Source organism: Betaproteobacteria bacterium (assembly GCA_016720925.1).
Lineage (GTDB): Bacteria > Pseudomonadota > Gammaproteobacteria > Burkholderiales > Usitatibacteraceae > UKL13-2.
The window spans coordinates 57,754-82,938 of record JADKJR010000010.1 but is presented as its reverse complement, the minus strand read 5'-3'; the positions used below and the strand labels follow the sequence as shown (position 1 = coordinate 82,938).

At 57.3% G+C, this 25,185-nt stretch carries 24 protein-coding genes; 16 read left to right on the top strand and 8 right to left on the bottom strand.

All coding sequences use genetic code 11. The features are described 5' to 3' along the window. Positions 1-14: 14 nt before the first annotated feature. The 10 genes from truA (at position 15) to IPP88_15205 (ending at position 9,652) form a co-directional block, all read left to right on the top strand. Positions 15-806, top strand: a complete 792-nt coding sequence (truA, locus tag IPP88_15250; GenBank protein ID MBL0124018.1) for a tRNA pseudouridine(38-40) synthase TruA — start codon at positions 15-17, stop codon at positions 804-806. Positions 807-808: 2 nt separating this feature from the next. Further along, on the top strand, positions 809-1,450 hold the full coding sequence (locus IPP88_15245) for a phosphoribosylanthranilate isomerase (protein MBL0124017.1): 642 nt from the start codon (positions 809-811) through the stop codon (positions 1,448-1,450). Continuing rightward, the gene (trpB, locus tag IPP88_15240) at positions 1,434-2,675 is read left to right on the top strand and encodes a tryptophan synthase subunit beta (GenBank protein ID MBL0124016.1); all 1,242 of its coding nucleotides are present in this window, start codon (positions 1,434-1,436) and stop codon (positions 2,673-2,675) included. The genes IPP88_15245 and trpB overlap by 17 nt, the downstream gene beginning before the upstream one ends. Further along, positions 2,675-3,472: a tryptophan synthase subunit alpha gene (locus IPP88_15235; protein MBL0124015.1), complete on the top strand. Its 798-nt coding sequence runs from the start codon at positions 2,675-2,677 to the stop codon at positions 3,470-3,472. Before trpB ends, IPP88_15235 begins: the two co-directional genes overlap by 1 nt. Continuing rightward, the gene (locus IPP88_15230; protein MBL0124014.1) at positions 3,469-4,338 is read left to right on the top strand and encodes an acetyl-CoA carboxylase carboxyltransferase subunit beta; all 870 of its coding nucleotides are present in this window, start codon (positions 3,469-3,471) and stop codon (positions 4,336-4,338) included. Before IPP88_15235 ends, IPP88_15230 begins: the two co-directional genes overlap by 4 nt. Positions 4,339-4,443: 105 nt before the next feature. Beyond that, complete coding sequence (gene folC, locus IPP88_15225; protein ID MBL0124013.1) at positions 4,444-5,727, top strand: bifunctional tetrahydrofolate synthase/dihydrofolate synthase; 1,284 nt, start codon at positions 4,444-4,446, stop codon at positions 5,725-5,727. Positions 5,728-5,742: 15 nt separating this feature from the next. Further along, positions 5,743-6,387: an SPOR domain-containing protein gene (locus tag IPP88_15220; GenBank protein MBL0124012.1), complete on the top strand. Its 645-nt coding sequence runs from the start codon at positions 5,743-5,745 to the stop codon at positions 6,385-6,387. Between the two features lie 6 nt (positions 6,388-6,393). Beyond that, a complete protein-coding gene (locus IPP88_15215; protein MBL0124011.1) occupies positions 6,394-6,924 on the top strand; it encodes a CvpA family protein in 531 nt (176 codons plus the stop codon). Positions 6,925-6,936: 12 nt separating this feature from the next. After that, on the top strand, positions 6,937-8,484 hold the full coding sequence (purF, locus tag IPP88_15210) for an amidophosphoribosyltransferase (GenBank protein ID MBL0124010.1): 1,548 nt from the start codon (positions 6,937-6,939) through the stop codon (positions 8,482-8,484). Next, complete coding sequence (locus IPP88_15205; protein ID MBL0124009.1) at positions 8,477-9,652, top strand: O-succinylhomoserine sulfhydrylase; 1,176 nt, start codon at positions 8,477-8,479, stop codon at positions 9,650-9,652. Before purF ends, IPP88_15205 begins: the two co-directional genes overlap by 8 nt. A gap of 46 nt (positions 9,653-9,698) precedes the next feature. Here IPP88_15205 and selD read toward each other — a convergent pair whose 3' ends face one another. The 5 genes from selD to IPP88_15180 form a co-directional block, all read right to left on the bottom strand. Continuing rightward, positions 9,699-11,993 carry a selenide, water dikinase SelD gene (gene selD, locus IPP88_15200; GenBank protein MBL0124008.1) on the bottom strand — a complete coding sequence of 765 codons (2,295 nt, stop codon included), beginning with the start codon at positions 11,991-11,993 and terminating at the stop codon, positions 9,699-9,701. A gap of 228 nt (positions 11,994-12,221) precedes the next feature. Then, complete coding sequence (locus tag IPP88_15195; GenBank protein MBL0124007.1) at positions 12,222-12,950, bottom strand: UDP-2,3-diacylglucosamine diphosphatase; 729 nt, start codon at positions 12,948-12,950, stop codon at positions 12,222-12,224. Between the two features lie 72 nt (positions 12,951-13,022). Next, positions 13,023-13,514 carry a peptidylprolyl isomerase gene (locus tag IPP88_15190; GenBank protein MBL0124006.1) on the bottom strand — a complete coding sequence of 164 codons (492 nt, stop codon included), beginning with the start codon at positions 13,512-13,514 and terminating at the stop codon, positions 13,023-13,025. A 232-nt stretch (positions 13,515-13,746) separates the two neighbouring features. Continuing rightward, positions 13,747-14,961, bottom strand: coding sequence for a L,D-transpeptidase family protein (locus IPP88_15185; GenBank protein ID MBL0124005.1), 1,215 nt, complete (start codon positions 14,959-14,961; stop codon positions 13,747-13,749). Between the two features lie 11 nt (positions 14,962-14,972). Next, positions 14,973-16,013 (bottom strand): tetratricopeptide repeat protein, encoded by a 1,041-nt coding sequence (locus tag IPP88_15180; GenBank protein MBL0124004.1) that lies wholly within the window; start codon positions 16,011-16,013, stop codon positions 14,973-14,975. Positions 16,014-16,354: 341 nt separating this feature from the next. On the opposite strand from IPP88_15180, the gene IPP88_15175 reads away from it, so the two are divergent. The 6 genes from IPP88_15175 (at position 16,355) to IPP88_15150 (ending at position 23,261) form a co-directional block, all read left to right on the top strand. After that, positions 16,355-17,734 carry a cysteine--tRNA ligase gene (locus IPP88_15175; GenBank protein MBL0124003.1) on the top strand — a complete coding sequence of 460 codons (1,380 nt, stop codon included), beginning with the start codon at positions 16,355-16,357 and terminating at the stop codon, positions 17,732-17,734. 201 nt (positions 17,735-17,935) lie between these two features. Continuing rightward, positions 17,936-19,384, top strand: a complete 1,449-nt coding sequence (gene tldD / locus IPP88_15170) for a metalloprotease TldD (protein ID MBL0124002.1) — start codon at positions 17,936-17,938, stop codon at positions 19,382-19,384. Between the two features lie 108 nt (positions 19,385-19,492). Then, a complete protein-coding gene (msrB, locus tag IPP88_15165) occupies positions 19,493-20,035 on the top strand; it encodes a peptide-methionine (R)-S-oxide reductase MsrB (protein ID MBL0124001.1) in 543 nt (180 codons plus the stop codon). Between the two features lie 328 nt (positions 20,036-20,363). Next, complete coding sequence (gene aroG, locus IPP88_15160; GenBank protein ID MBL0124000.1) at positions 20,364-21,428, top strand: 3-deoxy-7-phosphoheptulonate synthase AroG; 1,065 nt, start codon at positions 20,364-20,366, stop codon at positions 21,426-21,428. Continuing rightward, complete coding sequence (locus IPP88_15155) at positions 21,322-22,350, top strand: 3-deoxy-7-phosphoheptulonate synthase (protein ID MBL0123999.1); 1,029 nt, start codon at positions 21,322-21,324, stop codon at positions 22,348-22,350. Before aroG ends, IPP88_15155 begins: the two co-directional genes overlap by 107 nt. Further along, positions 22,350-23,261, top strand: coding sequence for a cobalamin-binding protein (locus IPP88_15150; GenBank protein ID MBL0123998.1), 912 nt, complete (start codon positions 22,350-22,352; stop codon positions 23,259-23,261). The genes IPP88_15155 and IPP88_15150 overlap by 1 nt, the downstream gene beginning before the upstream one ends. On the opposite strand, the gene IPP88_15145 is transcribed toward IPP88_15150, so the two are convergent. The 3 genes from IPP88_15145 to IPP88_15135 are packed head-to-tail and all read right to left on the bottom strand — an operon-like array spanning position 23,258 to position 25,138. Further along, positions 23,258-23,836 (bottom strand): anti-sigma factor, encoded by a 579-nt coding sequence (locus IPP88_15145; GenBank protein ID MBL0123997.1) that lies wholly within the window; start codon positions 23,834-23,836, stop codon positions 23,258-23,260. The two genes, IPP88_15150 and IPP88_15145, sit on opposite strands and share 4 nt — an antisense overlap. Beyond that, positions 23,742-23,993, bottom strand: coding sequence for a hypothetical protein (locus IPP88_15140; protein MBL0123996.1), 252 nt, complete (start codon positions 23,991-23,993; stop codon positions 23,742-23,744). Before IPP88_15140 ends, IPP88_15145 begins: the two co-directional genes overlap by 95 nt. Continuing rightward, the gene (locus IPP88_15135) at positions 23,990-25,138 is read right to left on the bottom strand and encodes a cob(I)yrinic acid a,c-diamide adenosyltransferase (GenBank protein MBL0123995.1); all 1,149 of its coding nucleotides are present in this window, start codon (positions 25,136-25,138) and stop codon (positions 23,990-23,992) included. The genes IPP88_15140 and IPP88_15135 overlap by 4 nt, the downstream gene beginning before the upstream one ends. Between the last annotated feature and the right edge of the window lie 47 nt (positions 25,139-25,185).

The following is a 25,185-nucleotide window of genomic DNA, read 5'->3' as shown; positions in this document are numbered from 1 at the left end:
CAACTTCCGAGAAAATGCGTATCGCGCTGGGTATTGAATTCAACGGTGCCGGGTTTTGCGGTTGGCAATCGCAGGCATCCGGCTGTGGTGTGCAGGACCACGTCGAGGCCGCGCTGGAGACGTTTCTCGCTTCGCCATCAGAGCGCGTTTCAGTGATTTGCGCGGGTCGCACCGATACAGGTGTTCATGCCTCATCGCAGGTCGTGCATTTCGATTGCGCCATCGAACGCGACGAAATATCGTGGGTGCGCGGTGTCAATACCTACCTTCCGCCGTCAATTCGGATCCTGTGGTCAAAGGTGGTTGACGATGCATTTCATGCCCGTTTTTCCGCGCGTTCGCGCACTTACCGCTATTTGCTGCTAAATGACAGCGTTGATGCCGGCATCATGCGGCGCCAGGTCGGCTGGTTTCACGCGCCGCTTGATCTCGCCAGCATGCAACAAGCGGCATCTTTACTACTCGGCGAACATGATTTTTCCGCCTTTCGCGCTGCGGAATGCCAGGCGAAATCGCCGGTGAAATTTCTGTTTGAGGCGGGTATCGAGACGAGCGGTCAACTCTTCATGTTTTCATTTCGTGCCAACGCCTTTCTGCACCACATGATTCGTAACATCGTTGGCGGTCTGGTCTACGTCGGCGCGGGTCGCCATTCGATCGATCAGTTCTGGCATATTTTTGAGACTCGCAATCGGACGCTGGGGGCGCCGACCTTTGCGGCAGATGGCCTGTACCTGACAAATATCGAGTACGATGAAAAATTCGGCTTGCCCTCGGTGCGAAGCCGGTTGCCATTTCCAGGTTAAACATGCCTCGCACGCGAATCAAGATCTGCGGAATCACCCGTGTTGAAGATGCGCTCGTTGCCGCCCACGCGGGAGCCGATGCGATTGGACTGGTCTTTTACGCGCCGAGTCCCCGTGCGGTCTCTCGAGATCGTGCAAGGGAGATTTGTGCGGCGACACCGTCGCTTGTTGCAACAGTGGCGTTGTTTGTCAATGAATCGCCGCAGGTGGTGACTGAGGTCGCCGAGGCAGTACGGCCCTCTTTGCTCCAGTTTCACGGCGATGAAGACGAAGCTTTTTGCGCTCAATTTGGTCTCCCCTACCTGAAGGCGATTCGCGTCGGCAACGCGATGAGGCCGAGTGATTTGTTAGAATGCGAGGCCAGGTTTCACTCTGCAAAGGGGTTGCTGCTCGACACGTTGTCAAGTGCCGTCTACGGTGGCAGTGGTGAAACATTTGACTGGAAACTCGTACCGCCGGCGATGCGTAGCCGTATCGTGCTTTCGGGTGGCTTGAATCCGCTCAACGTCGCGAACGCAATAGAACAAGTCAGGCCATGGGCCGTCGACGTCTCAAGCGGTGTCGAGACAGTCGAAAAGGGCATCAAGGATCATCGCAAGATTGCGCAATTTATCGAGGCAGCAAGAAATGCAGACGCAGGCTGAAAAATATGATTTGCCGGACGCGAACGGACATTTTGGGCCGTACGGCGGCGTATTCGTGGCCGAAACATTGCAAGCCGCTTTGCGAGAACTCAATCTTGAGTATGCAAAAGCCAAGACGGACCCGGCGTTTATCGCCGAGTTTCAGTATGTGCTGAAACACTATGTTGGTCGGCCCAGTCCGATTTACCATGCGCAACGTTTGTCGGATGAGTTGGGTGGTGCGCAGATTTATCTGAAGCGCGAAGACCTGAATCACACGGGGGCCCACAAGGTGAACAACACGGTTGGGCAGGCGTTGCTCGCGCGCCGAATGAACAAACGCCGCGTAATTGCGGAAACCGGCGCTGGCCAGCATGGCGTAGCGACGGCGACGGTCGCGGCTCGCTATGGCCTCGAGTGCGTGGTCTACATGGGCAGCGAAGATATTAAGCGCCAGGCGCAAAACGTCTATCGCATGAAGTTGCTTGGCGCGACGGTAGTACCGGTTGATAGTGGCTCCAAAACGCTAAAGGATGCGTTGAACGAAGCCATGCGCGACTGGGTGACGAATGTTGAAAGCACCTTCTACATTATTGGCACCGTGGCGGGGCCCCATCCGTACCCCATGATGGTGCGCGACTTCAATTCGGTAGTCGGCAAGGAATGCCTTACGCAGATGCCGGAAATGATCAGTCGCCAACCCGATGCGGTACTCGCATGTGTTGGTGGCGGTTCAAACGCAATGGGTATTTTTTACGATTACATTCCGTTCGCTGGCGTACGCCTGATCGGCGTTGAAGCCGGTGGCGAAGGCATCGAGACCGGTCGGCACGCAGCATCGCTATCGGCGGGCAGTCCCGGGGTGTTGCATGGCAATCGCACCTATCTCATCCAGGATGCCAACGGCCAGATCATCGATACCCATTCGGTGTCGGCGGGACTTGACTATCCCGGTGTCGGTCCCGAACATGCGTGGCTGAAGGACTCGGGCCGCGCGGAATACGCGGCGATCAACGACGACGAGGCGCTGGCTGCATTCCATCGGCTGTGCCGCACCGAAGGGATTATTCCCGCGCTGGAGTCAAGCCACGCCGTTGCGCAGGCCATGAAAATGGCACCCGCCATGTCAAAAGACAAGGTGTTGCTGGTCAATCTTTCCGGCCGGGGTGACAAGGATATGGCCACGGTTGCGGATCGTTCCGGTCAGGTGCTTTCGGCCGGACAAGTCACCACGAAGGCGAACTGATGTCCAGAATATCCGCCACATTCGCACGGCTTGGGGGCGAAAAAAGAACCGCGCTTATTCCCTACATCATGGCCGGCGATCCGTCTCCCAATACGACGGTGCCGCTCATGCATGCGCTGGTTTCATCCGGCGCCGATGTGATCGAACTCGGCGTGCCTTTTTCCGATCCGATGGCCGATGGCCCGGTGATTCAGCGTGCGGCCGATCGCGCATTGAAATTTGGGGGCGGATTAAACGAGGTGCTCGCCTGTGTAAGCGAATTCCGGAAGACCAACGCTTCTACGCCAGTGGTGTTGATGGGCTACGCCAACCCGATTGAGCGCATGGGCATGAAGTTGTTTGCTGAGCGCGCCAAGAACGCAGGAGTCGATGGTGTGCTGGTGGTCGATTACCCGCCGGAAGAAAGCCGGGAATTGCTGGAAACCATGGATGCAGTGGGTATCGATATCATTTATCTGTTGTCACCGACTTCCACGGCCGCGCGTATCAAACTGGTGTGCGATACGGCGCGTGGCTATATCTACTACGTTTCCCTGAAAGGGGTGACCGGTGCCGGAAATATCGATACGGGTGATGTCAAAGAGATGATCGACGTGATCAAAGCGCAGACCAAGTTACCCGTTGGTGTCGGCTTCGGCATTCGCGATGCCGAGACGGCACGACGCATCGCCGTTTTCGCCGATGCGGTGGTAATCGGTTCGCGCCTCATTCAGGAGTTGGAAACGGGCACGCCTGAGACCGCCATCCCGCGGGTTGCTGCGCTGGTCAAGGGCATTCGTGAGGCGATGGATACATGAGCTGGTTCCGAAAGCTACTGCCGCCGAAGATCAAGGCCGCAAGCACGCTGCAGAAGAAAGCCGTGCCGGAGGGACTGTGGAGCAAGTGCCCGTCGTGCCAGGCAACGCTGTATTTCACCGATCTGGAGAACAACCAGCACGTCTGTCCAAAGTGCAATTACCACAATCGCATTTCCGCACGCGTCAGGCTGGACCTGTTTTTTGATCCGGAAGGACGCGCAGAAATCGGCAGCGAAGTCGTGCCGATCGATACCCTCAAGTTCCGGGACAGCAAGAAATATCTCGATCGTCTGGAGGATGCTGAAAAGGCAACCGGCGAGACCGATGCATTGGTGGTGATTCAGGGGACCGTCAAGGGTGTGCCGCTAGTTGCGGCGGCATTTGAATTCAATTTCATGGGTGGCTCCATGGGGTCCGTCGTCGGAGAGCGTTTCGCACGCGCGGTGGAAGCCTGTTCCGATGAGAAGCTTCCGTTCGTTTGTTATTCCGCGACCGGCGGCGCGCGCATGCAGGAAGGCTTGCTATCGCTGATGCAGATGGCGAAAACGACTGCCGCATTGCATATGCTTTCCAAGGCGCGCCTTCCGTTCATTTCAGTGTTGACCGACCCGACCATGGGCGGCGTATCCGCGAGCTTCGCGTTTCTGGGGGATGTGGTCATCGCGGAGCCCGGCGCGTTGATTGGCTTTGCCGGCCCGAGGGTAATCGAGCAAACAGTACGGGAAACTTTGCCGGAAGGATTTCAGCGCGCGGAGTTCCTGCTGGAAAAAGGTGCGATCGATTTAATTGTCGATCGGCGCCAGATACGCGACAAGGTGGCACAGCTGGTGACGCTGTTGCAAAAAGAGCCATTGCCGGTTGCATAGCGAAACACGGGCAAACTCTAGAACAGGAGCGGCTTTCAGGCAGAAAATGGCTGGAAACGGCCGCCCAGAGCCGACCTTAACTATTACGTCTTATTCAAACCGTTCATGTTGACCAATCTCGACGACTGGCTCGACTATATCGGCCGTCAGCACTCTGCTGAAATAGTAATGGGTCTGGATCGTGTGCGCGCGGTCTGGGAGCGAATGGACTGTCCGCGGGCGCCGATAAACGTCATTGTCGGCGGCACCAATGGCAAAGGTTCGACCTGCGCGATGCTGGAATCAATCCTGCATGTTGCTGGATTCAAGACAGGTTTTTACTCCTCACCGCATCTGGTGCGTTACAACGAACGGGTTCGGATCGGCAACGTGGATTCGAGCGACCGACAACTCATCGCGTCATTCGAGGCTGTGGAGATCGCGCGCACCTCAATCGAGCCCGCTGTGCCGCTTACCTATTTTGAATTCGCCACGCTCTCGGCGCTTTGGCTGTTTCATCAGGATCGCGTCGATGTGGCCATACTTGAAGTTGGTCTGGGTGGGCGGCTGGATGCCGTCAATATCGTAAATGCCGATGTGAGTATCGTCGTCAGCGTCGATCTGGATCATCAATCTTATCTGGGCAATACGCGGGAAGAAATCGGTTTTGAGAAGGCGCATGTTTACCGGACAGGACGTCCCGCGTTCTTTGCCGATGTCAACCCGCCGCAATCACTGCTTGACCATGCGAAAGACATTGGCGCGGACCTGCGTTTGCTCAATCGCGATTTCCGCTATCAGGTGATGGATGGCCAGTGGCAGTTTTTCGGCAAGGATAGCGCGCGGCATTCATTGCCATTTCCGGCGTTGCGCGGCGCCTACCAGCTCAAAAATGCGTCTGGTGCATTGGCCGCGCTTGAGGCGCTGCAGGATCGTTTGCCGGTATCACAGGGCCAGGTCAAACGCGGTCTGCTGGAAGTCGCGTGGCAGGGTCGCATGCAGGTATTACCGGGGCGGCCGGTCGTGGTGCTCGACGTCGCGCATAATCCGCACGCGGCTCGGGCGTTGAACGATGCGTTGGGTTCCATGGGATTCCATCAAAACACCTACGCCGTATTCGGCATGCTCAAGGACAAGGACATCGATTCCGTTATCGATATCCTCAAAGGCCGCATCGACTTCTGGTGCATTGCCGGCTTGGAAACGGTTGCCGGCGAGCGCGGCGCGACGTTGGAAATGCTGGCGGGCAAACTTGCGGCGCACGGCCTTGGCGACCGATTTTCGCGCCATGTCAGCGTCTCAAAAGCCTATGCTGCAGCGCGGGAGAAAGCAGGTGAGAATGATAGAATTCTCGTGTTCGGTTCGTTCTATACGGTTGCGGAAATCCTGCAACTGATCCAATCGACGTGACCCCGGATTCTCGCCATGGCCGCTTCCCATCATCCCGAAATTTCCGCCACCGAACTTGAGCTGAAACGCCGCGGACGGCGACGCCTGATCGGTGCGGTCACGATCGGCTTGTTGGCCATCGTGTTTCTGCCGATGATCTTCGATCGCGAACCCAAGCGTGCTGGCCAAGCGGCTAAAACCCAGGACATTTCGGTCCAGGTGCCCTCGAAGGAAGGCCAGCCAGCATTGCCCGCGCCTGCGGTCTCGCCGGTCGTGGTGCCAACCCCTGTCGCCATTGATGTCCCCAAGGTTGCTGCTGTGCCAGAGGCTGACAAGCCTGTTGCGGTTGCTGCGCCGCCTCCGGCCAAGGACGCCGTGAAGGTAGCGGCAAAGCCCGTCGTGAAAACCGAAAAGCCGGTAAAGGCCGACGCGAAGCCAGCTGCTGGCAATACCGGTTTCGTCGTGCAACTCGGCGTCTTCAGCGACGCCGACAACGCCAAACAGGTCATCGCAAAGATGAAAGAAGCCAAGCTGAACGTTCACACCGAGAACATTCCCATCAAGAGCGGCAATGCCACGCGGGTACGCGTCGGCCCCTACGCCACCCGCGACAAAGCCGAGGCGGCACTTGCACAGGTAAAACTCGCGGGTGCGGATGGCAAGATCGTGCCGCTGAATTAGCTTCCCGTGAACGAACTTGATTACGCCATTATTGCGCTGGTCGCCATCTCGATTATCGTCGGTATCGTGCGAGGTGCCATACGCGAAGTCATTAATATCGCTGGATGGATTCTGGCCTTTGTCCTGGCGCATGCGTATGCACAGAATCTGGCGGGCTACTTCGCCGACTGGATGGCCGAACCCGTCTATCGCACAGCCGTGGGCTGGTTGTCCATTTTCCTGTTTGTACTCGTCATATCCGGCATGCTTGCGAGTTTGATTTCGGAACTCGTGAGAAAATTGGGACTGGGCGGATTGAATCGATCCGTGGGTGCGATCATTGGCTTGCTGCGTGGTGCACTGGTTCTGGTTGTTTTGACCTTGGCCGCGGGCATGACCAAGTTTCCCCAGTCGGCACTGTGGAAAAATGCAGCGGCGATACCTTGGCTGGAAAGCGCTGCAATGCATGCCCGTACACTCTTGCCGGAAAGTGTGGCTTCACGCATCACCTATCGGGCGCCAGTGTTGCGGCAATCGCTCGTCGGTCAGCAAGGATAAGGGACCTTTTCTATGTGCGGCATCGTTGGCATCGTTTCAAAAAGCCAGGTCAACCAGTTGCTCTATGACGGCCTGACCGTCCTGCAACACCGTGGTCAGGATGCGGCGGGTATCGTCACCGCCGATGGTCGGACTTTTCACATGCACAAGGACCGGGGACTGGTTCGGGATGTATTCCGCACCCGCGACATGCGCGCGCTCACGGGCCACATGGGCATCGCACATTGCCGTTACCCGACGGCGGGCTCAGCCGCCAGCGCGGCGGAATCGCAGCCGTTTTATGTCAATTCGCCGTTTGGCGTGGTGCTCGGCCATAACGGCAATCTCGTCAATACCGCCGAACTTCAACGTGAACTTTTTCAAGACGATCTGCGACACGTCAACACCAATTCAGATTCGGAAGTATTGCTCAACGTGCTGGCCCATGAACTCGCGCAAGCCGCGCTCGGCAATCGCCTTGATCCGGACGCGATATTCAATGCTGTGGGCGGCGTGCATCGCCGCGCGAAGGGGGCGTACGCCATTGTCGCCATGATTGCCGGCTATGGTTTGCTGGCGTTTCGCGATCCACACGGCATTCGTCCGCTGATCATCGGCAAGAACGAAAGTGACAAAGGCGTCGAATTCATGGTGGCCTCCGAGAGCGTGGCGCTGGACACACTCGGTTTTGAAATCATGCGCGACGTGGCGCCAGGCGAGGCCATCCTGATAGACACGTCGGGGAATTTTTTCAGCCGCCAGTGCGCGCCGAACGCAAGTTTGCACCCGTGCATTTTTGAATATGTTTATCTTGCACGCCCCGATTCGGTCATCGATGGAATCTCGGTTTATGAAACGCGTTCGCTGATGGGCCGTTCGCTCGCCAAGAAAATCCAGCGCGAGCAGCCGAATATTGAGATCGACCTGGTGATTCCCATCCCGGATACGAGCCGTCCTTCCGCGGTGGAGGTCGCGCAGGTACTCGGTGTGAAGTACCGGGAAGGTTTTATCAAGAATCGCTATATCGGTCGCACATTCATCATGCCGGGACAGGAGCAGCGCCGGAAATCGGTGCGTCAGAAGCTGAATGCGATGGCAGTTGAATTCAAGGGAAAGAACGTGCTCCTGGTGGATGATTCAATTGTGCGTGGCACGACGTCCCGGGAGATTGTGCAAATGGCCCGCGATTGCGGGGCGAAGAAAGTCTATTTCGCCTCCGCCGCGCCGCCGGTGCGGTTTCCAAATGTCTATGGCATCGATATGCCTTCGCGGGCGGAACTGATTGCCACCGGACGCGACGCCGCGCAAATCGCGGAAGCCATCGGCGCGGATGCAGTTTTTTATCAGGATCTCGCGGACTTGATCGAGGATGTCCGTTCCTGTAATCCCGCGATAAAAAGCTTCGATGCATCGTGTTTCGACGGAATTTATATTACCGGCGGCGTTTCGGATGAATATTTGGCTGGAATCGAAGCGAACCGCAATGACGGCGAAACCGCGGGTGTATCGGTAGAAGAGGGGGAAGACCCACCAGCTCGATCTTGGCCTGTCAACGGTGGATCCATGACTAACCATGACTGACAAATTCCAATTTGACACGCTAGCCGTACGTGCCGGGCAAATTCGCAGTGATTTCCAGGAACATTCGGAGGCGCTTTCGCTGACATCGAGCTTCGTTTACGCGAACGCTGCCGAGGCGGCGAGGCGTTTTGCCAATGAAGAGCCGGGCTTCATTTATAGCCGCTTCACCAATCCGACGGTGACGATGTTTCAGGCCCGCCTGGCCGCGCTCGAGGCAACCGAGGCGTGCATCGCCACGTCCACCGGCATGGCGGCAATCGCGAGCACCGTCATGGGGCTGCTGAAAAGCGGCGATCACATCATTTCGTCGCGCAGCGTGTTTGGCACTGTCGTGCCGCTATTCGATCAGATCTGCAAGAAATTCGGTGTGGATACCACATGGGTGTCTCCCGCGAACGTCGACGAGTGGCGCGCGGCCGTGCGCCCGAATACGCGGCTGTTGTTCTCCGAAACGCCGTCGAATCCGCTGGCGGAAATCTGCGATATCGCCGCGCTCGCCGATATTGCCAAGCGCGCGAATGCCGTGCTCGCCATCGACAATTGCCTGCTGACACCGGCGTTGCAACGTCCCGTCGAACACGGCGCAGACCTGGTGATTCACTCCGCGACCAAGTATCTTGATGGTCAAGGTCGCGTGCTTGCCGGGGCAGTGTGTGGACGCAAGGAATTGATCGATCCCATTTACGGATTCGTGCGTACGGCGGGCCCGGCACTTTCTCCATTTAATGCATGGATCTGCCTCAAAGGCATGGAGACGCTGCGGCTTCGCGTTGAAGCACAATCGCGATCTGCGTTCCAGTTAGCGCAATGGCTCGAGACCTTGCCCCAGGTGGTCAAGGTGCATTACGCCGGGCTGGAATCCCATCCCCAATATGGACTTGCCTATCGGCAGGCGAATTCGCAAGGCGCGGTGGTGTCGTTTGAAGTCAAGGGTGGCAGGGCCGCCGCGTGGAAAGTGGTCGATGCGGTGCGCATGATTTCGATTACCGCAAATCTTGGCGATACCAAGACCACCATTACCCATCCCGCAACCACCACCCACGCACGCATTTCGCAGGCCGAGCGTGACGCATCGGGAGTCTCGGATGGATTGCTGCGGGTGGCAGTCGGGCTGGAAGCGGTTAGCGATATACAAGCCGATCTTGCGCAGGGAATCGACGCCGCTTGACCGCAAATCGTCAGGTCAGACCGGTCAATCCACCAATTGACGAGCCTCAAGCCGTTAGTATGATCGGTTCCAGCGCATCGCCTTTTTCCAAAACGCGGCCAATCGCCACCGTCCTTGTGTAGCCCAGTGCACGTAGTTCCGCGATGCAAGCGTCGGCGCGATCAGCGGGAATGCTGGCCAGAAGGCCTCCTGCCGTTTGCGGGTCAAAGATCAGCGGATATCGCGGGTGTTTGATCATCGCATCCTGATTGCGTAGGGCGCGACGCAGCCGCACATTGGCGCTCTGCAGTGAGCTGACAATACCTGACGCCACGCATTCCTCCGCGCCGTCCAGCAGCGGCAATGCGGAGAGATTCAACTCGGCATCCACGCCTGAAGGGCGGGTCATTTCCACCAGGTGGCCCAGCAGGCCAAAGCCGGTCAAGTCGGTGCAGGCGGTGGCGCCATGCTCAAACAGGCACTTCGCACCCAGCCGGTTCGACACCACCATCGATTGCAGCGCCGCATCGATCCATCGCCCTTTGGCGGCCAGGCGCGCATGGGCGGCGAACAGGGTGCCGGTGCCAATCGGTTTGGTCAAAATCAGGATATCACCGGGCTTCATGCCGCTCTTGCGCAAGATCCTCGCGGGGTCGTCATCGATCAAGCCGTTGACGGCAAAACCCAGCGCCAACTCCTTGCCTTCCCCCGTGTGCCCGCCCACCAGTGCGCAGTTGGCCTCGTTCAGCACTTCGAGTGCACCTGACATCATCTGGAACAGCACGTCTTCGACCTTTGATTCCAGCCCCGACGGCACCGTCGCAATCGCGGTGGCCGATTGCGCTTCCGCGCCCATCGCCCAGATGTCACCTAATGCATGATTGGCGGTTACTTTGCCAAATATGTAAGGGTCATCGATGAATGATCGGAAAAAGTCTACCGAGTGCACCATGGCCTTGCCCGGTGGCACCCGCATGACGGCGGCATCGTCTGGGTCTTTCAGGCCGATCACCACGTCATCACGATCCACAGGATGCAAATTGCGCAGCGCACGAGACAGAACCGTTGCCCCCACCTTTGCCCCGCAGCCGCCGCAGCGCATGGCAATGGCCGAAATGGCCTGCAGAGATTCTTCCTGGCTCAGCTTGACACTGTTGGTGTTGGTCGCCGATGAATTTGCCGCCAGCGCGCTCGCATTCATTGGCGTCAAGTCCTGAAACTTGGCCATAAAACGCCGGTCGATCCAGTCCTTCCATTGCCACACGATGCTTCCTGCAAATCCTAGCCATCCGCGTGAGGCCACGGCATATTTGTCACCGGTGCTGATCAAGGCAAGCCAGCGCGACTGGGGATGGTATTCACGCAGTGGCACACCTTCAACCGCGCGGCGCAAGTTTGCCGTCAGCGGGGGGCCTTGCCTGACCGCGAACACGCCGGCCTTCTCAAGCTTGTAGTTAATCATGCAGGCGATGTCGCCCGCCGCAAAGACATTGGGGTCGGTCACCGTTTGCAGGGTATCCGTCACGTTGATAAAACCATCCGCGTCGAGTGCAAGACCCGTGTCACGCAGCCATGGTGCGCCGCCCGCACTGGTAACCCAGACGATTTCATCGGTCGTCAGCAATTCACCTGTGGCCGTTTGAAGACGACCGGGAAAAACATGCGTGACGCCGGCATTGCGGTGAACCAACACGCCCCGCTCGGCCAGCACGGAATCAAAGCGCCCGCGCACGCCGGCACTGTGTGTTGGCAAAATATCCGGACCGTCTGTGAACAGGTGGAAGACGAGATCGCCCTGATTGCGCGCAAGCTTTTGCAGTTCATTGCGTAGACGAAATTGCATGGCCAGCAGCAACTCAACGCCACCGGCACCCGCACCCACGACGGCAATGGTCAACTTGCCTGCGTGATGTTGCACGCGGTCCAGCAGTGCCAGCCAGCGGTCGTTGAAGTGCTGGATCGGCTTGACCGCGATCGCGTTATCCGCGGCCCCGGGGACCTGTCTCAATTGTGGCGTGGAGCCGATGTTGATGGAAAGCAGATCGTAGGGAACGGGCGGGCGGTTGCGGCACAACACCTTGTTGTTGGCGCGGTCAAGGCCGATCACTTCATCACGGAAAAGGCGCGCCCCCGCAGACACTGCGAGCCGACTCAAATCGATATGCACATCGTCAAATTTGTAGTGGCCTGCCACATAGCCCGGCAACATGCCGGAATAGGGCGTGTGCATGTCGGTGCAGATTAGGGTGAGGCGCACACCGGGAATGGGTTTCATGCCAAAACTCTTGAGCACACCCACGTGGCTATGACCCCCGCCGACCAGAACGATGTCTCTCAGGATGGGTTGATCAGGTGTTTGCATTTTTGTGTTTCGTTTTCATGTCGACAAGTTTTTTTGCGCGAATTGAGACGCGCACTTTGGGCAGCGGGTTGGTGTTGAAGTGAAACATATTTTGCCTGCTGATTCCAACTGCACCAACGCAAACGTCATCGCAGGTAGGCGTGAGTCGCAGATTCCGGATGCGTGGCCGGGAGCGTGTGCGTGCGTATCAAGCCCCTATCAACTTTAGGTTGCGGTCAAACGCTGCCTCTAGATTGCATGCGCCGTAAGTTCGTTGTGCGAGCCATCAGTTGACAGGTAGCCACCATGCGCGTGCCAATCCGGAAGGACCCACCTGGTGCATGCGTGGCCGTTGACAGTCAACTGGTGCTTTGCAGGACGATGGGTATGGCCGTGGATCATCACCGGATATTGGTGCCTTTCAAAGGCTGCTGCAACGGCTTCCGCATTCACATCCATGATGGCGTCGGCCTTGATGGACTTCTCGATATCGCTCCGCGAACGCATCGTGCGCGCCAGTGCGGCACGCGCGGCATAGGGCTTCGCCAGCACCTCGGCCTGCCACGCCGGATCGCGCACCTGCGCGCGAAATTCCTGATATGCGACGTCATCAGTACAAAGCGTATCGCCGTGCATCAACAAAATCCGCTGTTCACCCAATGTCAGCTGCGCAGGATCCGGCAGCAATGTGAGGCTGGCCTCTCTCGCAAATCGAGCACTGATCAGAAAGTCGCGGTTGCCGTGCATGAAGAATATACGAGTCCCCCGATCTGCAGTTCTCGCCAATTGCTTCGCAACGGCCCGCGCCAAAGGATCATGATCTAGTTGGTCATCACCGATCCAGAATTCGAACAGGTCACCCAGAATGTAAAGTGCCTCGGCATCGCACGCTATATCATCAAGGAAACGCGTGAACAGCGCATTGAGACGCGGCCTTTCTTCGCACAGATGCAAATCCGAGATGAATAGTGTCGTCATGACGCGCCTATAAAAAAGGGCAGCCGGAATCTGAAACCCGGCTGCCCCTTTTCGACAATGTAAATGAATCGACTACAGGCACTCGGCCTTCTCGATCATTACGGCCTCCTGCGGCACATCGGTCGGGAACATGCCTTTCGGCCCCGTCTTGACCGCTTTGATCTTGTCGACTATATCCATGCCCTCAATAACTTTGCCAAACACGGCATAGCCAAAGTTCGCCTGACCGGCATGGTTCAGAAAATCGTTGTTGTTCACGTTGATGAAGAACTGCGCGGTCGCGGAATCCACTACGCCCGTGCGCGCCATGGCAACGGTGTAGTTGTCGTTCTTGAGGCCGTTGGTTGCCTCGTTCTTGATCGGCGGATTGGTCGGCTTCTGTGCCAGGTTCTTGTCGAAGCCGCCACCCTGAATCATGAAGTTGCCGATCACGCGATGGAAAATCGTGCCATTGTAATGGCCGCTTTCCACGTATTTCACGAAGTTCTCCGTAGAGAGCGGCGCTTTTTCCTTGTTCAATTCGAGCGTGATCGCGCCCATGCTGGTGGTGAGTTTGACTTTCATCGGGGTGGTTCCTTTGTCATCGAGTTTGCAAGCGGATGCTTTCGCCGGTGCGACCTTTGCAGCGGCTTTCGGGGTGGCCGCAGGTGCTTCAGCGGGCTTCTGGGCGAGGCCGGCAGTCATGAAAAATGCCGCGAACAATGCGCCGGAAACGGTCGAAAAAAATTGAGTGGTGCGAATCATGAATATTTGCTCCTGTTGAATGAAATGAAACGTATTACCCGTTGCGGAACCGTCAGGTGGCCGCCGCCTCATAGATGATTTTCCAGCGGCCTTCTTCGCGCTGCCAGTACTGGCGCTTCGTCATCTTGACGGCGTTATTGCTGCTTCTGTAATCCTGATCGAACGTCACCATCACCATTGGCGGGGTGCCGGGTGTGATCGGGTATTCGAAAATGGACAAATTTGAAATATTCACCTTCACGAAATTCTTGCTGGCATTGATGCGCCGTTTGTTGGATATCCAGTCCTTGATGTCCTTTCCGTCGGCATCGAACTTGTCAGAGTAGTGTGAAAGATAGCCATCCATCCGCAGGCTTTCCCAATCCGTTTTCCATACGTTGAGGGCCGTCGAGAATGTGTCACGAAACTCAAGCCATTGGTCCGGCGATTGCCATTGCACGGTCGGCACGATGACAATTGGCGTGACGCCGGGCTCGACAAATTTTGAAATCTGCGCGAAATCGTCGTTGGTAAGCACCACGCATCCATCACTCGCACGTGGCGGACGGCTATAGGTTGATGACGGTGTGCCATGAATCCAGATGCCCGAGCCATTTTTTCCCAAACGCTTGTCCCATTCGTTGGGATAGTTGATCGGAAATGCGCCGGGACCGTAAAAATCGGTCAGCTTTTCACGGCCCATGCTCGATGTGATGTGATAAACGCCAAGCGGTGTGCGTTGGTCGCCTTCGCGACCTTTTTCGAAACCGTTTTTCCCACCGGAGATATAAAAATCAGCCAGATATCGCGGCTGACCATCGACGTTTTTGAAGACGTAGATGCGCGATTTCTCGCTATCGAGCAGCAGCGCATGTTGTTGATGCGGCGCCAATTGCAGCAGTGCCGTGGGTAACGCATCGGCCGGTGGTGCGTCAAAGTAGCGATTGAACCGCACCTTCGCCTCATCGCGCAGGCTGGCCACCAGTTCAGGTTGGCTCTTGCCGCCACCGAAGGCCACTGGCGAGCCGGCCTTCGCCATCAGTAAATCGCCCTTCATCTGGTGACCAAGGCGAAAGTTGGGATTCTTTGCGAGCGCTGCGTCGAGTTCGCGCAGGGCCGGCTGTATGCCGCCAGCTTTCAATGTTTCGAGGGCGCGCACCAGTGAGGCCTCGACTTCATTGCTGAAAGCAACGGACATCATTGAGGTGGTTTGGGCAACGGCAAAGGTGTTGAGTCCTGCCGTAAGGGCGGCGGCCAATGCCGCCTGGGCCATGCGGGTGGCGCGCAATGGGCTATCCACTAAGCGCCGGCACGCTCTGAGCGGATCAGCCATTTATCCCCCGACTTCACGAGCTTCATGGTCTTGGTGTTGTTGCTCTTTACGGTATCGGAATGATAGGACTGCCGAAACACGATCGTCGCTTCATCGCCTCTGACCGTCACCTTGGAAACTTTAACATCGACCGTAATCGATTTGGGTCGCTCGATGCGTTCCTTGCGCTGCGCTTCCCACGCGCTGCGGGCCAGACCATCGGGTGTCTCAAAATTTGCTGCGTAGAAGGCAAGGTAACCCGCGACATCTTTCGCCGACCACGCATTGGCCCAAGCCTGAACGGCAGCGGTCACCTGGGCTTCTGGTTTCATGCCCGCGGTGGCGGGCTTCGCGGGTTCGGGTTTTGCAACCGATGCCACGGCAACCGCCTTTGCTGGTTCCGGTTTAGTCGTAGTGGTTGCGACAGCAGGTGTGGTCGCCGCTTTTGGCGTATCAATAACCGCCACGGTGGTCGCAGGTGGCGCTTTGCCCGGCGGGGTAAACAGATCCTTCACCATCGCCAGCTTGCTTTGCGCGCTTGTGTTTGTCTTGTCGAGTTGCAGGACCTTATCGTACGAGCGGCGCGCCAGCTGCGCATAAATGTCGCCCAGATTTTCGTAGGCCGTCGAATAGCTGGGGTGCGTATGAATCGCCAGTTCCAGCGCGGCTTTTGCCTTGTCGTAGTTGCCTTGACTCGCATAGAGAACGGCAAGGTTGTTGTACGGCTCAGGCAATTCCGGGAAATCCTCCGTGAGACCCGTAAAAATCTGGATCGCCTCCGAGGTTTTCTTCTGTTCGGTAAAGATCAGCCCCTTCAGGAAGCGTCCCTGCGCATCCTTTGGTTGCTGGGCAAGCGCAGCGTTGATTTTGACCAGCGCCTGGTCAGGCTTGTTTTGCTGATACAAGCGCGTCGCTTCCTTGGTATCTTCCACCGGGCCCGCGTGGACCGATGCGGAAAAACCAAATAGCAAGGCAAGCAATGTGCAGGTGCCGAAACGCAGGCGATGAGCGAGGGTCGTAGTGAGCATTCTGTTATAATTCATTGAATTAATTAAAAAACACTTTCACGTTAATCAGCCGATATTCTACCAAGAATGCCTTCCCGCTACACAATATCTCCGCCGCCTTCCACGCTACGCTATCGCGCTGGTGGCGCCTGCGAATCCGGCCATTGCGCCCCTCGGGCGCGATGTTGCTGACCGCGAACGTCGCGGTTCGGGCTTCAAGCGAAGCCTGATTGTATGACCAATCGGTCCCCCTCGTAACCGACAAGATCATCGCCTGCGACAAACCAGGCGCCTCCAAGTTTCAGTCCACTCGAAAAACCCTGCCAAGTGCAGGACACCGAACCCACTTGATCGCAAACAACATGCAAACCATCTACAACACGCTTACCCGCAAGAAGGAGATCTTCACGCCCATCGAGCCTGGTAGGGTAAAAATGTACGTCTGCGGGCCGACGGTGTATGACTTTTTTCACATTGGCAATGCCCGCACGTTTTCAGTTTTCGACATGATCTTCCGCTGGCTCAAGGTCAGCGGCTATGAGGTCAGTTATGCGCGCAACATCACCGATATCGACGACAAAATCATCGATCGTGCAAATGAGAACGGTGAACCGATTGATGCGCTGACCGAACGCATGACGGCAGCCATGCATGAAGATTTCGATCGCCTGAAGCTACAGCGCCCCACGCACGAGCCGCGCGCCACGCGTTACATCGACGGCATGCTGGAAATCATCAAGATTCTGGAAGACAAGGGCCTCGCCTATCGCGCGCCGAATGGTGATGTGTACTACGCGGTGCGGGAGTTTGAGGGCTACGGCAAGCTTTCCCGACGGAATCTGGATGACCTGCAGGCAAGCGAGCGTACGGTGGTCGATACCAACAAGCGCGACCCCCTGGATTTTGCGTTGTGGAAAGCGGCCAAGCCGTATGAGCCGCAATGGCCGTCTATTTTTGGCAGCGGACGCCCGGGTTGGCATATCGAATGCTCGGCCATGTGCAAGGCCGTGCTGGGAGAGAAACTGGACATTCACGGTGGCGGCTGGGATCTGCAGTTTCCGCATCACGAAAATGAAATTGCGCAGAGCGAAGGGGCATTCAACGGAAATGCGGGCCATTCTTTCGTCAATATCTGGATGCACGCCGCATTCCTGAATTTCGACAGCGAAAAAATGTCGAAGTCTCTGGGCAATTTTTTCACCGCGCGCGAAGTGCTGAATAAACTCAACCCGGTGCGCGGCGGCGAGGAGGTGCGTTTTTTCCTGCTGCGCGGGCATTACCGTAGCGAGATCAACTACACCTATGAAGCGCTGATGGATGCGGGAAACTCTTTGATGGGCCTATACAGGGTGCTGAAGGATGTGCCGCCCGAAGTTGTGGCGATCGACTGGGCAAATCCTTTTGCCGCGCGATTCAGGGCCGCGATGGAAGATGATTTCGATACACCCGCGGCGTATGCGGTGCTTTATGAATTGCGCGATGAGGTACGCAAGACCGGGTCCGCGAAGTTATCCGGATTATTGAAGGCATTGGGCGGAACGATCGGTTTGCTGCAAGAAAGTGCCGACGATTTTGTGAAGGGTGGTCAGGCAACCGATATCCAGACGCTCATTGACGACCGCAATGCCGCCAAGAAAGCAAAAGATTTTGCCCGCGCCGACAGCATTCGCAAACAACTCGAAGAAATGGGCATTGTCCTGGAAGACAAACCAGGCGGTATGACCGAGTGGCGCCGCAAGTAATTCGATAAAACTCAAGCACCGGCGGGCACTTTCCGGGCATAAATGCCTGTAACAGCGCTCCAGTGCTTGGGTTTGTGATGTTTGTGAAGCGCCGATACACGGCAAGTTGCGCTTGCAAATTCCTCGTTCCATCCCAACCCTCTGCGATAATGTTTTTCGTTTTTCTTTCGAGTTCGCACATCCTTACCGCCTGAAAGCGCCATGTCCGCCACCCCCTACAGCATCGCCCAATCGACACTTCTGGCGCCGTATGGCCTTAACGAGGCCGCCATCGAATCAATCTTCGACGAGATCCTGACCCACGACGCGGACTATGCCGATCTGTACTTTCAATACTCTCGCTCGGAGGGTTGGAGCCTGGAGGAAGGGCACGTAAAATCCGGCAGCTTCAACATCGATCAGGGCGTGGGCGTGCGCGTGGTCTCGGGCGAGAAAACCGCGTTCGCCTATTCCGATGACATCAGCCGTGCAGCACTTTCTTCAGCCGCCGCCGCGACGCGCAGTATCGCGCGCGCCAACGGCAACGCCAGCGCGGGCAAGGCATCCACCTCGCTGAACAAGCCCGGTCGTGCGCTATATACGCCGACCGATCCGGTGTCGAGTTTCTCGGACGCGGACAAAGTGCGCATCCTTGAGCGCGTGGAGCAGTTTGCCCGTGCCATCGATCCGCGCGTCAAGGAGGTGATGGGCCGTCTCTCGGGTGAATATGATGTTGTGATGGTGGCGCGGAATGATGGTGTCATGGCGGCCGATGTGCGTCCCCTGGTCCATATCGGGCTCACCGTCATTGCTGAACAGAATGGCCGCCGCGAGCAAGGCAGCTCTGGCGGGGGTGGGCGCTACGACTACACGTATTTTTCTGATAACGTGTTGCGCGAAATCGCCCGGCTTGCCGTGCGCGAGGCGCTGATTAATCTAGATGCCAAGCCTGCGCCAGCCGGGCAGATGACCGTTGTCCTTGGCGCCGGCTGGCCGGGGATCCTCCTGCACGAAGCCGTCGGCCACAGCCTCGAAGGGGACTTCAATCGCAAGGGAAGTTCCGTGTTCTCCGGGCGCATTGGCGAACGCATTGCCGCGCCGGGTGTCACGGTCATCGATGACGGCACCATTGCCGACCGGCGCGGCTCGCTCAATGTCGATGACGAAGGCAACCTCACGCAACGCAACGTACTGATCGAGGACGGCATTCTGCGAGGCTATATGCAGGATTCGCTCAATGCCCGCCTGATGGGTCATCCGGTGACCGGCAATGCCCGGCGCGAGTCCTATGCGCACATACCCATGCCACGCATGACCAACACGCTGATGCTGGGCGGTGACAAGTCGCCCGAAGAAATCATCGCCAGTGTCAAACACGGCTTGTACGCAGCAAATTTCGGCGGTGGACAAGTTGATACCACCAACGGCAAATTCGTCTTCTCCGCCTCCGAGGCTTACATGATCGAGGATGGCAAGATTACCTACCCGGTTGTTGGCGCCACGCTGATCGGCAACGGCATCGAATCGTTGAAACGCATCACCATGATCGGCAACGACATGCAACTGGATCCCGGGGTTGGCGTTTGCGGCAAGGAAGGGCAGAGCGTCCCGGTCGGGGTCGGGCAGCCGACGCTGCGTATCGAAGGATTGACCGTAGGCGGGACGGGCTGACCCCATTGTTTGATTGTGACGTAACCAATACGCCAGTTTTTTTCTTATTCGCAATGTAAACTTTTTGTGGAAAATTCGACCTAACTTGTTTCAACCCCAGGACACAATATGCAACGCCGCACATTTCTGCAAAATCTGTTCGCCGTGACGGGTGCTTCTGCGATCCCCACGCTGGCACACGCCCAAGGCGTTCAAACCCTACCCGCCGAACAAATCAAGATCGCCCTTAAACAAGCGAGCCAGCCCATGACCAAGATCGATAAGCTCGAGTTACCCGCCGCCGAATGGAAGAAACGTCTTGCTCCGGCCTCCTTCAACGTATTGCGTGACGAAGGTACCGAACGCGCCTTCACCAGCCCGCTGAACGACGAAAAACGCAAAGGCGTTTTCCACTGCGCCGGATGCGATCTGCCCGTCTACACATCAGAAATGAAGTTTGACAGCGGCACGGGCTGGCCGAGTTTCTTCACCACGCTACCTGGCGTGTTCGACAAGAAAACCGATTTCAAGCATATCTATCCGCGCACGGAATATCACTGCGCTCGCTGCGGCGGCCACCATGGCCATCTTTTTAATGACGGACCGCAGCCAACTGGCCAGCGCTGGTGCAATAACGGGGTGGCGCTGGTCTTCAAGGCAAGTGCTGGGTGAAGTTCCGTTGCGTCGCACTCAAGGGCATCATGTACGTCCCGGCGCCAAATCCTTTGCAATCCGGATGAAAACTTGCGCACTGCACAAAAACCCTGTTAGTATGAATTCGTGATTAATCGCGCTTTCTATTTCTGGTACTTCTATTTTTCGATGCCCACGGCGGAGAAAGGTTAGTGCGCAGACTCTAAGCGCCACGATTTCTAAAAAACCGCCGGCCCGAAACCCGGCGGTTTTTTTATGCCTGCCGGATGCGTGTCTGGCAGAACGAGGTGAGAAAATCATGACAAACGGCAAAACCAACCTTCAACTAGTGACTTCGGAGCACGACATGACTTATAACACCGATGACGTACGCATTCGCGGCACCAAGGAATTGGCGCCGCCGTTGCAACTGATGCGCGAATTTCCGTGCACGGAGAAGGCGTCGAGCACGGTGTACCGCGCGCGCGATGAAATCCACCGGATCATGCATCGCGGCGACGACCGTTTGTTGGTGATTGTGGGCCCCTGCTCGATACACGATTACGATGCGGCCATTGAATATGCCCAACGCCTGCAGGCGCTGCGTATCAGTCTTGAGCCCGATCTCACCATTGTCATGCGGGTGTATTTTGAAAAGCCTCGCACCACGGTAGGTTGGAAAGGCTTCATCAACGATCCGAATCTGGACGAGAGTTTCGATATCAACAAGGGTCTCAAACTGTCGAGAAAATTGCTGCTCGACATCAATGAGATGGGATTGGCCGCGGCGACCGAATATCTGGACCTGATTTCGCCGCAGTACTTTGCCGACTTGATTGCATGGGGCGCTATTGGCGCACGCACGACAGAAAGCCAGTCGCATCGCCAGCTCGCGTCAGGTTTGTCGTGTCCGGTCGGATTCAAGAACGGCACGGACGGTAACATGAAGATCGCCGTCGATGCCATCAAGGCCGCCGCGGCCCCGCACCACTTTCTGTCGGTCACCAAGAGCGGCCATTCGGCGATTTTCTCGACATCAGGAAATGAAGACTGCCACATCATCCTGCGAGGCGGAAAAGAACCAAACTACGATGCGGCAAGCGTCAACGCCGCCTGTGATGAATTGGCCAAATCCGGACTTGCGCAGCGGGTGATGATCGATTTCTCGCACGCGAACTCGAGCAAGAAATACCAGAAGCAGATGGACGTTTCCACGGATGTTGCCGCGCAACTGGCGGCGGGCGACCAGCGCATCGTTGGCGTGATGGTGGAGAGCCACCTGAATCCGGGCCGTCAGGATATCACCGCCGGCAAAGCGCTGGAATATGGGGTTTCGGTCACCGACGCCTGCATCGGCTGGGCGGATACCGAGAAACTCCTGCAGCAACTTGCCGCCGCGGTGCGCGAACGCCGCAAGAATACGCCCGAATAACATGGCCATTGAACTCAGAATACTGGGCCGGCATCAGGCAGACGAACACGATACCGGTTTCAGCTACAACGGTGTCACGTTCTCGCAGGATAATCTGCATACCTTTGCAGGGCTGAACGCGGTCGATTCCCGTGAGTACGTCGCGCAGACATTCGCGTGCCTGCAAGAGCACGGCCAGGTCTGTGCCCGGATGGGGGCGTACAAGCCCCGCACCAGCCCATATTCATTCCAGGGCATGGGCAAGGAATGCCTGCCATGGGTGTTTGAGCTGGCCGGAAAATATGGCATCAAGATTATCTCGATGGAGGTCACCTGCGACGGCCATGTTGACGAGATCAATGAGGCACTGAGCCGAACTGGCGATCCGACGGGGGTTATGCTGCAAATCGGTACCCGCAATACGCAAAACTTTGAATTGCTGAAAGCGGTGGGGCGGCAGAAGAAATTTCCGGTTTTGCTGAAGCGCGGCTTTGGTATCACACTTGATGAGTCATTGATGGCGGCCGAGTATTGCGCGTCGGAAGGCAATACCCGGATTGTCTTTGGCCTGCGGGGCATGAAAACAAATTTTGGCGACCCGCATCGCAACCTGGTCGATTTCGCGCACGTGCCGGTCGTGCACCGCCTGACCCGCATGCCAGTGTGCGTCGATCCTTCGCATTCGGTTGGCACGCGCGGCGCGTCACCCGATGGCATTCTGGATGTGTTCCACGTCGCCGCGCAGGGGGTGATCGCAGGCGCCAACATGTTGCTCGTCGACATGCACCCCATGCCGAAGAAATCCCTCGTGGACGCACAGCAGGCGATCACGCTGCAGGAACTGCCGTATTTCCTGGAGGATGTTGCAATCGCCCGGGCCGCGTATGAGCAGCGGCGTGCATTGGCGGCGAGGGTGCATGAAACGTTGAGCGCAGCGGCCTGATGCATTCCATGTTTGCCCGCGTTGCTCTTGCGGTGCTGTCAGTTGCAGGTTCGTGCCTGATATTCGCGCAGCCGGTGGAATCATTACATGACGATGAGGGGCGACCGGCATTGCTCGGCACACCCGCCGTGCGGATGGTGACACTGGCGCCGTCACTTACGGAGTTGGTGTTCGCGGCCGGTGCGGGCGACAAGCTGGTGGGTCTGTCAGCGTATAGCGATTATCCCGCTGAGGCGCGCGGGCTTCCACAGGTTGCTGATGCAGCCGGTATTTCGTGGGAAAGTCTGCTGGCGCTGAAGCCGGACCTGGTATTGGCGTGGAAGGGCGGCACGCGTCCGGCGGATATTGCTCGATTGAACAGGCTCGGCGTCAATGTGTTTGTTATTGAGATCAAGCAACTCGCCGATGTATCGCGCGCGCTTCGGTCAATCGGCACGCTGGTCGGCCGACCCGGTCCCGCGGAATGGGCGGCCGATACATTTCAGCGCCAGCTCGACACGCTTCGCGACGCAAACGCAGGCAAACCGGCTGTCAAATTGTTCGTTGAGATTTCCTCCAGGCCGCTGATGACTGTCAATCGCGACCACGTCATCTCCGAGATGATCCGTCTTTGTGGTGGCGCAAACGTTTTCGAAGATATGACGAGCCTGGTGAGTGAACCATCGCGGGAAGAGTTGATGGTGCGTGCACCCGATGCAATCTTGTTCGGAAAATCGTCAAACGAAAAGCGATTTGCCAATGCGCCCGCCTACGCGGGGTTGGCGCCTGTTCGCGACGGAAATGTCTACGGCGTTACCGCGGATTACGCGTTTCGACCCGGGCCGCGCCTGCTGATGGCGGCAAGAGAAATTTGCGATGCGCTGGATCTCAGCCGTGCGAAATTGAAAGCCGGAGCTAAAGCGACACGCTAAGTCTGCGCGCGCGTTTTCGCGGACTTTGGCGGCATCCACGCAATTGTCCCTTTGCAGACGACCTTGCCGGTGGGAGTGCCCGTGGGAGATCCTCCGGGCGGCTCCAGCGACACCGCAAACAAGGCGCCATTGACCAGTTTGGCGTCGAGCCCGGTCAACTTAATGTGCGTATCGGCAGCACTATTGATCACACCCAGGGAACGCGGCGTACCGGCTTTAGGCAGTACCCACAATTCATGGGCAATGCCCGGCCTGATATTCCACGGCTTGAGCATCGTAACTTGCAGCAAACCCGATTCGGGTTGTTCGATATACACGCGTACATCGTTATTGTCCTCGGCAAGCACCGACATGAGAATCGGTTCCTGTTCGACCGGCTTTACCGTGACGACGGCGACCAGCAATGCGGCCGCGAGTCCCGTGGCGCCCAGGCCCAAATTGCGCCAAAAACCCATGTTTTGCCACAATCCCGATGCCGCCTTATCCCGGCGCGGACGCGTCGGTCTTGGAGATTTGTGCCTGAATGCTGGCCCACACGCGTGCGGGCGGCTCGATGGCCGGGAGCCGCTGCGCAAGTGGCGTCAGATGCGCCTCCCAGCGCGCAACGTCGGCCTGTAGTGCGGTATCGCGTCTCAGATAGTCCTGGAAACGCCGGCGAGCGCCTCCCTTCATGGTGCCGAGCACGTACTCGGCGGCAAGGCGGCTGCGCAGTTCGGGGTGGGCCAGTTTCATGATTCGAGGCACCCCTTCAGCTTGAGCAGGCCGCGGCGAATATGGGTTTTGACCGTTCCGAGTGGACGCCCGAGATGATCCGCCACCTCGCTATGTGAAAGTCCCTGGAAAAAGGCCAGCGAAATGGTCTGCAACTGTTCGCCGTCGAGCCCTTTCATGCAGTGTTCGATTTTCACCTGGTCGCGCCTGGTTGCAAGCAGGTCCTGCGGTCCAGGCGTCAAATCTTCCATGTTAAGCGCGAAAAAGTCGTTTTCATCGGCCACCTCAAGGAATGGGCGGCGGACGATATCGAGGCTGCGGTTACGCACAATAGCTGTCATCCACGTCATGGGCGCCGATTTGACGGTGGCATATTTTGCAGCGTTGTTCCAGATGTTCACAAAACTGTCCTGTAGTACTTCCTCGGCAATGTGCCGCTCACGTACTATACGAAGCGAAACCGAAAACAGTTTCGATTTTGTTGCGTCGTAGAGCTGCGCGAATGCGGCCCGGTTGCCCAAACCACATTGGGCAAGCAATATGGCAAGCTGATCATTGGCAATTGTGTCAGCCATCGTCAGGGTGTCGATTTCCCGCCCGTATCGGCGGGCGCGGCCGGGTTCAGGCTCACGCTGCCAGAGGACGTCTGCAATACCCGCCTCGCGATTCAGCGTTCGTGCCTGGACAAACAGGAAGTCGGATAGCCGATTCAGGTAATGCAATGCGCTTTCGGACATCTTTTCGTCAACCGCCAATGCGGCCAGCGAGCGTTCCGCCCGTCGCGCAATGGTGCGGGCAACATGGCAAATCGCCGCGGCGCGTGAGCCGCCAGGCAATATGAATTCTTTTAATGGCGGCAAGATGTCATTTAATTGACGGATAGCGTCGTCGAGATAGATCACCTGTGCTTCGGTGATCACGCGATACCCCGGAATGCAGACTTCGCCTCCCAGATCAAATAGCTGGTTCTGGATTCGCGTCAGCCGCGTGCGCGCGGACGCTGGCAGCGATTCGGCCAGCAGAACGCCCAGCGTGCTATTGAGCTCGTCGATATCTCCCAGCACCATTACGCGTAGCGCGCTTTTGTGAATGCGGGAACCGTCCCCCAGTCCGGTGGTGCCGTCGTCGCCGGTGCGCGTGGTGATTTTGCTCAGTCGGTTTGCCATGGCTGAATTATAACCATGAGACCTTGGTATCATTACCGATTCGTGAA